The organism is Micromonospora sp. ALFpr18c (assembly GCF_008868155.1).
Classification (GTDB): Bacteria; Actinomycetota; Actinomycetes; order Mycobacteriales; family Micromonosporaceae; genus Micromonospora.
The window spans coordinates 1-11181 of the sequence record NZ_WBKR01000205.1 but is presented as its reverse complement, the minus strand read 5'-3'; the positions used below and the strand labels follow the sequence as shown (position 1 = coordinate 11181).

12 protein-coding genes are annotated in these 11181 nt (G+C 72.0%); 5 read left to right on the top strand and 7 right to left on the bottom strand.

The genetic code is table 11. The annotated features are described in order from the left end of the window. Nucleotides 1-251: 251 nt before the first annotated feature. The 4 genes from F8271_RS26410 to F8271_RS26395 are packed head-to-tail and all read right to left on the bottom strand — an operon-like array spanning nt 252 to nt 3405. Nucleotides 252-689 carry an Rrf2 family transcriptional regulator gene (locus tag F8271_RS26410; RefSeq protein WP_151492542.1) on the bottom strand — a complete coding sequence of 146 codons (438 nt, stop codon included), beginning with the start codon at nt 687-689 and terminating at the stop codon, nt 252-254. Nucleotide 690: 1 nt separating this feature from the next. Further along, nucleotides 691-1575 carry an ABC transporter permease gene (locus tag F8271_RS26405; protein WP_151492541.1) on the bottom strand — a complete coding sequence of 295 codons (885 nt, stop codon included), beginning with the start codon at nt 1573-1575 and terminating at the stop codon, nt 691-693. After that, the gene (locus F8271_RS26400) at nt 1565-2344 is read right to left on the bottom strand and encodes an ABC transporter ATP-binding protein (RefSeq protein WP_151492540.1); all 780 of its coding nucleotides are present in this window, start codon (nt 2342-2344) and stop codon (nt 1565-1567) included. The genes F8271_RS26405 and F8271_RS26400 overlap by 11 nt, the downstream gene beginning before the upstream one ends. Then, on the bottom strand, nt 2341-3405 hold the full coding sequence (locus F8271_RS26395) for an ABC transporter substrate-binding protein (protein WP_151492538.1): 1065 nt from the start codon (nt 3403-3405) through the stop codon (nt 2341-2343). The genes F8271_RS26400 and F8271_RS26395 overlap by 4 nt, the downstream gene beginning before the upstream one ends. A gap of 141 nt (nt 3406-3546) precedes the next feature. Here F8271_RS26395 and F8271_RS26390 point away from each other — a divergent pair, with 141 nt between their 5' ends. Genes F8271_RS26390 through nudC form a run of 4 tightly spaced genes read left to right on the top strand, consistent with a single transcriptional unit; the run spans nt 3547 to nt 8270 of the window. Next, complete coding sequence (locus F8271_RS26390) at nt 3547-4674, top strand: LLM class flavin-dependent oxidoreductase (protein WP_151492537.1); 1128 nt, start codon at nt 3547-3549, stop codon at nt 4672-4674. 10 nt (nt 4675-4684) lie between these two features. Continuing rightward, complete coding sequence (locus F8271_RS26385) at nt 4685-5995, top strand: pitrilysin family protein (protein WP_151492535.1); 1311 nt, start codon at nt 4685-4687, stop codon at nt 5993-5995. After that, nucleotides 5992-7314 carry a pitrilysin family protein gene (locus tag F8271_RS26380; RefSeq protein WP_151492534.1) on the top strand — a complete coding sequence of 441 codons (1323 nt, stop codon included), beginning with the start codon at nt 5992-5994 and terminating at the stop codon, nt 7312-7314. Before F8271_RS26385 ends, F8271_RS26380 begins: the two co-directional genes overlap by 4 nt. Beyond that, entirely contained in the window at nt 7311-8270 is a 960-nt protein-coding gene (nudC, locus tag F8271_RS26375) for an NAD(+) diphosphatase (RefSeq protein WP_151492532.1), read from the top strand. The genes F8271_RS26380 and nudC overlap by 4 nt, the downstream gene beginning before the upstream one ends. Before the next feature lie 123 nt (nt 8271-8393). Here nudC and F8271_RS26370 read toward each other — a convergent pair whose 3' ends face one another. The 3 genes from F8271_RS26370 to F8271_RS26360 form a co-directional block, all read right to left on the bottom strand. After that, nucleotides 8394-8669 (bottom strand): hypothetical protein, encoded by a 276-nt coding sequence (locus tag F8271_RS26370; RefSeq protein WP_151492531.1) that lies wholly within the window; start codon nt 8667-8669, stop codon nt 8394-8396. A gap of 213 nt (nt 8670-8882) precedes the next feature. Next, complete coding sequence (locus F8271_RS26365; RefSeq protein ID WP_151492529.1) at nt 8883-9122, bottom strand: DUF397 domain-containing protein; 240 nt, start codon at nt 9120-9122, stop codon at nt 8883-8885. A 74-nt stretch (nt 9123-9196) separates the two neighbouring features. Beyond that, nucleotides 9197-10177 (bottom strand): helix-turn-helix transcriptional regulator, encoded by a 981-nt coding sequence (locus F8271_RS26360; protein ID WP_151492528.1) that lies wholly within the window; start codon nt 10175-10177, stop codon nt 9197-9199. Between the two features lie 215 nt (nt 10178-10392). Between F8271_RS26360 and F8271_RS26355 the strand changes: the two genes are divergently transcribed. Further along, nucleotides 10393-11181 (top strand): MFS transporter (locus tag F8271_RS26355; protein WP_151492527.1); only part of this gene is annotated, 789 nt, incomplete at its 3' end.

Genomic DNA, 11181 nt, shown 5'->3' with positions numbered 1-11181 from the left:
AGCGACCGGCCGACCGGAGCCGGCGAGGGGCAGGCCCGGTCAGGATCGGTACGAGGTGTGGTCGGGTCGGCGGGGCACCGACCCGACCACACCGCCCCGGTGCCTGATCGCGCCTGGTCGCACTCACCCGCGTCATGATCGCGCTCGATCCAGGAAACAGGCCCCTTCCAGCATGGACGAGGGCACTACATCCATGATCGAGCACGATCATCCAGGGGAGATCGCGGAGCAGGGGCGGACCGGGACCGCGCTCAGGAGGCGCTGCGGGCGTGGCCGGTCGGGTCGCGGGCCAGCAGGTCGGCCAGGCTCGTGCTGTCGACGACGGTGGCGATGGCCCCGTGCACCGCCAGCCAGACGTCGGTGAGCCCGGCGGCGACCCCGTGGTAGCCGGCCCGCTCGGCCGGCAGGCCGCGCACGGTGGTGAGCGAGCCGCCGACCGCGCGCAGCACGTCCCCGACCGTGATCTCCGCGGCTGGCCGGGTCAACGCGTACCCGCCCTCGGCGCCGCGGTGGCTGTGCAGCAGGCCGGCCCGGCGCAGGTCGAGCAGAATGCCCTGGAGGAAGCTCAGCGGGATGTCCTGCACCTCGGCCAGGCTGGCCGCCTTCACCAACTCGCCGGCACCGTCACTGGCGGCGGCGACGGCGAGCATGGCCCGGAGCGCGTAGTCGCTGCGCGCGGAGACGTACACGTCACTGACCAGCCTGGTCCAGTACGCCCCAGCGGCGCCGGATCGCCTTGTCCGCCGCGCCGAACGCGGCGTCGACGACCAGGCCGACGACCAGGATAACGATCATGGTGGAGAGCAGCCAGGGCGCGTCGGACAGCTCGCGGGAGTAGGTGAGCTGCGCGCCGAGCGAGGTCTGCGAGATGCCGACCACGATCAGCTCACCGGCCATCAGGCTGCGCCAGGAGAACGCCCAGCCCTGCTTGAGGCCGGCGACGATGGCCGGAAGGGCGGCCGGTGCGATGACGTACCGGTAGAGGTTGAGCCCTCGGGCGCCCAGGTTGCGCCCGGCGCGCTTCAGCAGTGGTGGCACGTAGTCCACACCGGAGATCACCCCGTTGGCGATGGACGGTGCCGCGCCGAGCACCACCACGAAGAAGATCGCCTTCTCGCTCAGCTCGAACAGCAGGATGGCCAGCGGGAACCAGGCGATCGACGGCATGGTCTGCAGCGCGGTGATCATCGAGCCGATGGCGGCCCGGAGCACCGTGGACCGGGCCACCGCGAGGCCCAGCAGCAGGCCGACCGCGACCGAGAAGACATAGCCGACGGCGGCGCGGCGCAGCGTGGTGAGCAGGCCCTCCCAGAGCTGCGGGCCCTGGGCCTGGGCCAGCAGCTCGCGGCCGACGACCAGCGGGCCCGGCAGCGAGTACGGCGGCTTCCAACCCGACCAGACCACCAGCTGCCAGGCCAGGATGGCGATGGCCAGCGCGGCGAGTTTGGGCCACGTGCCGGCCCAGATCCGGGCGCCCCGGGAGACCTCCTTGTCCCGGCCGGCGATCTCCAGCGCGTCGAGGCCGGAGATCTGCGCGTCGGTACGCGCCGAGCTGGTGAGGGTGTCACTGGCCATGGCGGCCCACCTCCGTACGGAGCCGTTCGGTGACCTCGGCGGCGATGGCGGCGACCTCGGGGGAGTCGATCCGTCGCGGGCGTGGGATGTCCACCTCGGTGGAGTAGATGATCCGGCCGGGTCGGCTGGAGAGCAGGATGATCCGGTCGGCCAGCCGGGCGGCCTCGCGGACGTTGTGCGTCACGAAGAGCACCGAGAGTTTGCGCTCGGACCAGATCCGTTCCAGCTCGTCGTGCAGGATGTCGCGGGTCATCGCGTCCAGCGCGCCGAACGGCTCGTCCATCAGCAGCACCGGGGTGTCCAGCGCCAGGGTGCGGGCGAGCGCGACCCGCTGCCGCATCCCGCCGGACAGCTCGTGCGGGCGTTTGCGGCCGAACTCGCCCAGGTGCACGGTGCGCAGCAATTCGGCGACCCGTTCCCGCCGCTCGGCCCGGGGCAGTCCGCGCAGCTTGAGCGGCACCTCGACGTTCGCCTCGACGGTCAGCCAGGGAAACAGCGCCGGCTCCTGGAACATCAGCCCGGGGTTGACGCCGCCGGCCAGGCCGATCTCTCCGCCGCTGGGCCGATCCAACCCGGCGACCAGGTTGAGCAGGGTGCTCTTGCCGCAGCCGGAGGCGCCGACCAGGCAGACGAACTCGCCCGGCGCGACGTCCAGGGACACGCCGTCCAGGGCCAGTACGGCGTTCGCCCCGCGTCCGTACACCTTGGTCACGCCGGAGAGCGCGACCGCGGTGGTCGCGCTCTGCGGCGTCGTCGTGGTCGACGTCATGGCTGGGTGACCTCGGGCTTGCCGGCGGCCTTGAGCGCGGTGTTGAGGTACGTGAGGTCGTACAGGCCCTTGAGGTCGACCGGCTCGGTCAGCCCCACCTCGACGGCGTGGTCGAGGCCGGCCTTGAGCGAGGCGGGGATCGGGTCGTTGGTGAACTCCAACGTCGGCCACGCCTGCTTGATCAGCTTCGGGTCCAACGGCTTACCGGTGATCTTGCCGATCGCGTCGGAGATCGCCTGCTGGGCCTCCTCGGGCTTGCTGTTGACGAACTCGTTCGCGGCCACCTGGCCGTCGACCAGCTTCTGCACCACGTCCGGGTGCGCCTTGAGGAACTTGGTGCTGACCAGCAGGTTGGTGATGACGAACTTCTTGTCCGGCCACAGGTCACGCTCGTCGACGAGCACCTTGCCGCCGGCGTTGACGAGGCGGGACACGAACGGCTCGGGCACCCACGCGCCGTCGATCGCGCCGCTGTTGAACGTCTCCACCGTCTGGGCGTTCTCCTGCGGCACGATCTTGACGTCGCCGCCGCCCTCCTTGGTGGTGGTGAGCCCCTGCTGCTTGAGCCAGTAGCGGATCGCCACGTCCTGGGTGTTGCCCAGCTGCGGGGTGGCGACCTTCTTGCCCTTCAGGTCCTGCGGGCCGTTGATGCCGGGCTTGACCACCAGCGCCACGCCACCGGACGCCGCGCCGGAGACGACCCGGACCGCCTCGCCCCTCGACTTGGAGAACGCGTTCACGGTCGGGTTCGGACCGATGTAGGTGGCGTCCAGCGCACCGGAGAAGACGGCCTCGATGGCGGCCGGGCCGGCGTTGAAGGTCTTCGGGTCCAGCTTGACGTCGGCGCCGAGCTTCTCGGCGAAGATGCCCTTCTCGACGCCGACGACCGCCGGCGCGTGGGTGATGTTGGGGAAGTAGCCGAGGCGCAGCGTCACCGGGCCGGAGCTGCCGCCCGCGCCCTCGCTGTCGTCGCCGCACGCGGCGGTGCTGCCCAGGATCGCCGCGCCGAGGGCGGCGAGAGTGGCCAGGGTGACCAAGCGGCGCAAGGGAAGCCGTCTCATCGTCCATCCAATCCGCAGTATTCCTACTTAGTTGGTAGGAAGAGTGGGCCAGGGCGTGGTCAGCGTCAAGAGGCATCCACATGCCGGGACGCGGGGTCTCAGATATGTCGGTATTTCCTACTAGCTTGCTAGGGTAATCCGGTGACTGGATCACGGACCTTCCACTGGTTCCTGCCCACCTCCGGCGACGGCGACCAGGTCGGCGCGGCCACCGTCACCGCGGGCGCCGTCCGCCACGACCGGGCCGCCACCGTGGCGTACCTGGCCGAGGTCGGCCGCGCCGCCGAGGCGGGCGGCTTCAGCGCCGTCCTGACCCCGGTCGGTGCCGGCTGCCCCGACCCGTGGATCGTCTGCGCGGCCGTCGCCCAGCACACCGAGCGGCTCGGCATGCTGGTCGCCGTCCGCGCCGGCTTCGCGCTGCCCACCCTGATCGCCCAGCAGGCCGAGGCGTTCCAGGCCGTCTCCGGCGGTCGGCTGTCGCTCAACATCGTCACCGGCGGCGACCCGGCCGAGCAGCGCGCGTACGGCGACTTTCTCGGCCACGACGACCGCTACGCACGCACCGGCGAGTTCATCGAGGTGCTCCGCCGCGCCTGGGCCGGCCGGCCGTTCGACCACTCCGGCGTGCACTACCGGGTGGAGGGCGGTGGCCTGGCCACCCCCCTGTCCGAGCCGCCGCCGGTCTACTTCGGCGGCGCGTCCCCCGCCGCCGAGGCGGTCGCGGCCCAGCAGGCCGACACGTACCTCATGTGGGGTGAGCCACCCACGGCCATCGCGGCCCGCGTCACCCGTGTCCGGGCGCTCGCCGCCGAGCACGGCCGCACCCTGCGCACGGGCCTCCGCCTGCACGTCATCGCCCGGCCCACCAGCGCCGAGGCGTGGGCGGAGGCCGACCGCCTGCTGGCCGGGATGAGCCCGGAACGGATCGCCGCCGCCCAGGCCAGGTTCCGCCGGATGGACTCCGTCGGGCAGGCCCGGATGGCCGCGCTGAACGCCGGCCGCACCGACGGGCTCACCGTCGCACCCAACCTCTGGGCCGGGGTCGGCCTGGTCCGCGAGGGCGCCGGCACCGCGCTCGTCGGCAGCTACGCCGAGGTCGCGGCCCGCATCGACGAGTACGCCGACCTCGGCGTCGACGAGTTCGTCCTCTCCGGCTGGCCGCACCGAGAGGAGGCCGAGCGGGTCGGCGCGGAGGTGCTGCCGCTGGTCACCAAACCGGTGGTGCCGGCTCCGCGGAGGACGCCGGTGGGGCGGGTGTCGACGCGCTAGGGTCAGTCCCGTGGCGGCGCGGAGATCCAGAATTCCAGCGACCAAGTACCCGGTCGAGCGGTTCACCCTCGACAACGGCCTGCGGGTGGTGCTCACCCCCGATCGCAGCGCCCCGGTGATCGGGGTGGCGGTGGTCTACGACGTCGGCATCCGCTCCGAACCGGAGGGACGCACCGGCTTCGCCCACCTCTTCGAGCACCTGATGTTCCAGGGCTCGGAAAATCTGGAGAAGCTGGCCCACTTCCGGCACGTGCAGGGCGCCGGCGGCACCTTCAACGGCTCCACCCACCTGGACTACACCGACTACTTCGAGACGCTGCCGAGCAACGCGCTGGAACGCGCGCTGTTCCTGGAGGCGGACCGGATGCGCGGCCCCCGACTGACCGAGGAGACCCTGCGCAACCAGGTCGACGTGGTCAAGGAGGAGATCCGGGTCAACGTGCTCAACCGGCCGTACGGCGGTTTCCCCTGGCTCACCCTGCCGCCGGTCATGTTCGACACCTTCCCCAACGCGCACGACGGCTACGGCTCGTTCGACGACCTGGAGTCGGCGACCGTCGCCGACGCCGCCGACTTCTTCCGCCGCTACTACGCCAGCGGCAACGCGGTCCTCGCCGTCAGCGGCGACATCGACGTGGCCGAGGCGACCGAGCTGGTCCACCGGCACTTCGGCGACGTGCCGGCCCGCCCCGCGCCGAAGCGACCCGACTTCACCGAGCCCGACCTGGCCGCCGAGCGGCGCACCACGTACACCGACCGGCTGGCGCCGCTGCCGGCGGTGGCCGGGGCCTGGCGGGTGCCCGACCCGGTCACCGACTTCGCCGGCTACCTGCCGTACGTGGTGCTGGCCGAGGTGCTCACCGACGGCGACGCGTCGCGGCTCGTCGAGCGGCTCGTCCAGCGCGACCGCTCGGTGACCAGCCTCGGCGGCTACCTCGGTTTCATGGGTGACCCGTTCGACGTGCGGGATCCCACCGCGCTGCTGCTGCAGGCGCACCTGCCGCCGGGCGGCGACGTGGACAAGGTGCTGCGCACCGTCGACGAGGAACTCGATCGGCTGGCCACCGACGGCCTGACCGACGGCGAACTGGCCCGCACCCAGGCCCGGATGGCGACCCACCTGCTGCGCGACACCGACGCGGTGCTCGGCCGGGCGCTGCGGATGGCCGTCCTGGAACAGCAACGCGGTGAGCCGGGGCTGCTCAACGACCTGCCGAGGCTGATCGGCGAGGTCACCGAGGAGCAGGTCCAGACCGCCGCCGCCACCCTTCGACCGGAGCGCCGCGCCACCATCGAGGTCATCGCCGGAGGTGCCCGATGAGCGTACGCACGCTGCCCCCGCTCGGCCCCACCCGCAAGCTCAAGGTGCCCCGGCAGGCCGAACGCACGCTCCGCAACGGTCTGACCGTGATCGCGGTACGCCGGCCCTCCGTACCCCTGGTCGAGCTGCGCCTCTGGATCCCGTTCGGCCGGGCGCACCTGGCCCGCGGGGCGATGCTCTCGCAGACCATGCTCTCCGGCACCGAGTCGATGACCAGCGTGCAGATCGCCGCCGAGCTGCAGAAGGTGGGCGGTGGGCTGGCCGCCGGTGTCGACCCGGACCGGCTGATGCTCTCCGGCGCCGGCCTGGTCACCGGCCTGGACCGGATGCTGGAGCTGCTGGCCGAGGTGTTGACCGGCGCCAGCTACCCGACCGACGAGGTGACCACCGAACGGGACCGGCTGGTCGACCGGATCGAGGTGGCGCAGAGCCAGCCGGCACACCTGGCCCGCGAGGCGCTGCTGAAGCGGATCTACGGCCGGCACCCGTACGCGACGCAGACCCCGGAGCCCGACCAGATCCGCGCGGTCCGGCCGGCGACGCTGCGCACCCTGCACGCCGAGCGGGTGCATCCGGCCGGTGCGCAGTTGGTGCTGGTCGGCGACGTGCAGCCGGAGAAGGCGCTGGACGCGGCCGAGCGGGCGCTCGGCGGGTGGTCCGGCGCCGGTCGCACCGCCGAACTGCCGCGGACACCCCCGCTGGAGCCGGGGCCGCTGCTGCTGGTCGACCGGCCCGGGTCGGTGCAGTCCTCGCTGCGTATCGCGCTGCCGGCCGTGTCCCGCACCGACCCCGACCACGCTCCGCTGCAACTGGCCAACCTGATCTTCGGCGGCTACTTCTCCTCCCGCTGGGTGGAGAACATCCGCGAGGACAAGGGCTACACGTACGGGCCGCACTCGGTGATCGAGCACTCGGTGGCCGGGTCGGTGCTGGTCGCCGCCGCCGAGGTGGCCACCGAGGTCACCGGTCCGGCGTTGCTCGAGACGACGTACGAGCTGGGCCGGTTGGCGTCGCTGCCGCCGAAGCCGGAGGAGTTGGAGCAGGCCCGCCAGTACGCCCTCGGCACCCTTCAGCTCGGCATGTCCACCCAGGCCGGGCTGGCCGCGTTGACCAGCGCGTACGCCGGCAACGGGCTACGTCTGGACTTCCTCGCCGAGTACGCGGCGAGGTTGGCCAAGGCGAGCATCGACGACGTCGCGGAGGTGGCGGCCCGCTACCTGGCGCCGGCCCGGGCCGCGGTCGTCGTGCTCGGCGACGCCGAACTGGTCACCCCGGGCCTGGCCGCGCTGACCACGATCCGTACCGAGTCCCTGCGGTGAGCGGCGAGACGGCGCCACCGTTGGCCCGGTCGACACTGGACCGGGCCGCGCACCGGCGGGGTGACTCGCAGTGGCTGACCGAGGCGTGGTTGCGCGCCCGGGTGCTGCTGCTCGACTCGACCGACGACGGGCGGACGCTGGCCCGTACCGACGTGTCGCCTCCGGCGCTGGTGCTGTTCGGCGCGGCGGACCTGCCGGCCGGGTCCGAGTCGATGGCGATGTTCCTCGGTGTCGAGCCGGACGGGGTGCCGGTCTTCGCGGTCGACGCGCCGCTGCCGGCGTTGTCGGGCACCCGGGCGGTCAACCTGCGCGAGGTCGGGCATCTGCTCGCCGACCGGGAGGCCGGCATCTTCACTACCGCGTTGGCGCTGGTCAACTGGCACACCCGGCACGGCTACTCGGCGAGCACCGGTGCGCCGACGGCGATGGACGAGGCCGGTTGGTCCCGGGTGGACCGAAACGGCGGCCGGATCTGGCCGCGCACCGACCCGGCGATGATCGTCCTGGTGCACGACGGGGTCGACGGGCCGGACGGGCGCTGCCTGCTCGGCAACAACGCCGGCTGGCCCGGCACCCCGGGTGGTCGGCGCTACTCGTGCCTGGCCGGCTACGTCGAGCCGGGGGAGTCGGCCGAGGCCGCCGTACTGCGCGAGGTCCGTGAGGAGGTGGGCATCGGAGTCGAGCGGATCGGGTACGTGGGCAGCCAGGCGTGGCCGTTCCCCGGCTCGCTGATGTTGGGTTTCCTGGCCACGGCCGACCCGTCGGATCCGGTGCGGGTCGATCCGTCGGAGATCGCGTACGCCCGGTGGTTCTCCCGGCAGGAGATCGGGGCGGCGCTGGCCGGGCGGACCGTGGACGTGGGCGACGGTGCCCGGCTGATCCTGCCGCCGCCGTCGTCGATCGCGTTGTTCCTCATCCACCGCTGGCTGGACGGTTGGGTGGACGGCGACCGCTGAGCACGGTCCCGGCCCGTGGCCGACGTTGCCGCGGCGGTCACGGGCCGGGAACACGGGCCGTCATGGTCGGAGGCAAGGAACACGGCGGGGGAGCCGATCCGACCACGACGGACGTCTGGTGGGTCAGGGGCCGGTGCGGCCCGGTTTGTGTCGGAACGCGGGTCGGGGCTCGGTGAGCGGCAGGACCTTGACCCGTTGCTTGCCGGCGCGTACGGCGCCGACCGTGGCGAGCGCCCGGGCCAGCAACAGCGCGGCGTCCCGGTCCTCGGCGTGCACGATCTGCCGGCGCGGCTCAGGCTGGGTCGGCTCGTCGCGAAGTCGGTGGCCGTCCGCCCAGGCGGCGGCGATGTCCCCGTCGGCGACGGCGCGGATGTCGGTGCGAACGATCAGGAACCGCATGAGGGTCTCCGGATGAACCGCGACGGATGAGCCAGTGTGGAAGTTCCACGTACTCGAGGTCATGCTACGCCGCGTACTCGTCCCAGCAACTGAAACGCGCCTATCGGTTTCCAGCCTCGTCCGATCAACCGATGGGCTGGTCAGCGGGGTTGGCGGCGCACACGACGACGGGGCCGCCGGCGATACGCCGACGGCCCCGTCCCGGTCACCGGATCAGTTCAGATCGAACTGGCCCCCCTTGGCACCGGTGATGAAGCCGAGCCAGCCCGCGCGGTTGAACAGCAGCACCGGGCCACCCCGGTCCTTGCTGTCGCGCAGCGCGACCGCCGAGGGACCGGTGCCCAGGGGGGCGACCTCGACGCAGTTGGAGGTCTGGCTGCGTGTGCTCGTACGCCACGGGGCGTCTACCAGCGACTGCGCGGAGACGGACGGCGTGTTGCGGATGTCGTTCATGGTTCTGCTCCTGATGTGCAGCGATCCGATGGGACGAGTGGTGCCGCACGCCCCGACGGATGGTCCCCCGTGGATCACCGGTCCGTCAGTCGCCCCGCAGCCCGGCGGCGTTGGGTCGGCGCCGTTGCCGGCCCGAACGCCACTGTGGATGGGGGCACCGCCTCGGTCAGCCGTCCCGTCGCCTCGATCAGCCAGGAGAGGGTGTCCGAGGCGTTCAGTGCCGCCGTGCATAGCCACTCGAACACCACTTTATAGCGATTTAGTGCAATAGCGTCGGACGACATGACGTCCGTGAAGCCCCCTTCGATAGCCAACGTCTCCGGATCGAGGGGATCGGCGAACCGATAGAGGGAGAACGCGGTCGGCGGAAGGTACCAATCTCCGATCTGCGTGTCGCGCAGGAGCACGTGCAGCGTCACGTTCGGTAGCAGAGCCAGCTCGCAAAGTTGGACCAACTGCTCGTGCAGCACCTCGGGCGGCCCGGCGCGGCGACCGAGGGCCGCCTCCTCCAGGACGGCGGTGTAGCGCGGCGCGTCGGTCTCCCGGGTCAGCAACGACTGGCGGGCCAACCGCGCCTGTACCTCGGTCTCGGGCTCGTCGCCGGGCTCCGGTTCGCCCGCGCCGGCACCCACCTGGCGGGCCGAGACGATCCGGACCTGGGCGTACCCGGGAGTCTGCAACAGCCCGGGGACCAGCACCGGGTTGTACTCGGAGATCTCCGCGCAGCCCGCCTCCAGTTCCGCCCAGCTGCGCTGTTGCAGCGTCATCACCGGGAAGTTCTTCAGCCAGGTCCGCATGTCGCCAGCCTCACCGGCGAACCCGAGCAACTCCTCGCGCTGCGCCGCGTCGGCGCCGTAGAGGTCGAGGAGGACCGCGACGTCCTGCGGGTCCGGACGGCTGCGACCGTTCTCCAGTCGGGACAGTTTGGACGCGGACGCCCAACCGATACGCTCGATGACCTGGTCCCCGGTCAGGCTCGCGGCCTCGCGAAGGCGGCGCAGCTCGACGCCCAACCGGCGACGACGCAGGATCGGGCTGGGTGCGGCAGGAGGCACGGTGTCCTCTTTCCCGTCGACCGACGCAGACGCGACGGTAACTGTATGAAATTCGCCCCCCACGGTCAGTATGGACGGCGCGACCGGCGTCGGAGGTTCCGGCGGGGGCGTGTCTTGCGAAAAATGGACCACGGGTACGCCGGAGCACGACGGACCCGTTGTCGGCCCCGTCGACCCCGCCCACCCCGGGCACACCATCCCGCCGGAGGGATCCCATGCGCACCGTCCTGCGCCGACCCGACTTCCGTCTGCTCTTCGGCGGCCTCCTGGCCAGCATGACCGCCGAGTCGATCCTGCTGCTCGCGCTCGCCATCTGGGTCAAGGACCTCACCGGCTCCGACGGGCTCGCCGGTGCCACGATCTTCGCCGTCATCGCACCGATGACGCTGGCGCCCCTGGTCGGCTGGTTCGTCGACCGCTACCCGCGTCGCCCCTTCTTCGTGGCCGCGAACCTGGTCACCGCGGTGCTGCTCATCCCGCTGTTCACCGTCCGGGACGCCGGCGACGTCTGGCTCGTGTACCTGGTGGCCGCCCTGTACGGCCTGTCGTACATCACGCTCAGCGCGGCGCTCAGTGGGCTGATCCGGCAGCTGGTGCCGGTGGAGCTGCTGGCTGAGGCGAACGGCGTCCTGCAGACCGTCCGCCAGGGGCTGCGGCTGATCGGCCCGCTGGCCGGGGCGGCGCTCTACGCGGCGATCGGCGGCTGGGCGCTGGCCGGTATCGGCATGGTCGGCTTCCTGACCGCGGCGGCGGTGGTGAGCGCGCTGCCCACCCCGCAGCCCGCACCACCGATGGTGCGGCTGCGCTGGCCGGCCGAGCTGGGTGCCGGACTGCGCCACCTGGCCGGTGAGCCGGCCCTGCGCCGGGCCCTGCTCGGGTACGGGCTCGGGTCGCTGGTGATGGGCTTCAGCGAGTCGCTGATCTTCGCCTACGTCGACCAGGGACTGGACCGGGACGCCGCCTTCGTGGGCGTGCTGGTCACCGGTCGCTTATACCCTTCTGAC

Bases quoted from the DNA above. Each gene is read 5' to 3' on its own strand.
- F8271_RS26400 (WP_151492540.1), bottom strand. From the start codon at position 2,344: ATGACGTCGACCACGACGACGCCGCAGAGCGCGACCACCGCGGTCGCG.
- F8271_RS26395 (WP_151492538.1), bottom strand. From the start codon at position 3,405: ATGAGACGGCTTCCCTTGCGCCGCTTGGTCACCCTGGCCACTCTCGCC.
- F8271_RS26380 (WP_151492534.1), top strand. From the start codon at position 5,992: ATGAGCGTACGCACGCTGCCCCCGCTCGGCCCCACCCGCAAGCTCAAG.
- F8271_RS26405 (WP_151492541.1), bottom strand. From the start codon at position 1,575: ATGGCCAGTGACACCCTCACCAGCTCGGCGCGTACCGACGCGCAGATC.
- F8271_RS26365 (WP_151492529.1), bottom strand. From the start codon at position 9,122: ATGAACGACATCCGCAACACGCCGTCCGTCTCCGCGCAGTCGCTGGTA.
- F8271_RS26370 (WP_151492531.1), bottom strand. From the start codon at position 8,669: ATGCGGTTCCTGATCGTTCGCACCGACATCCGCGCCGTCGCCGACGGG.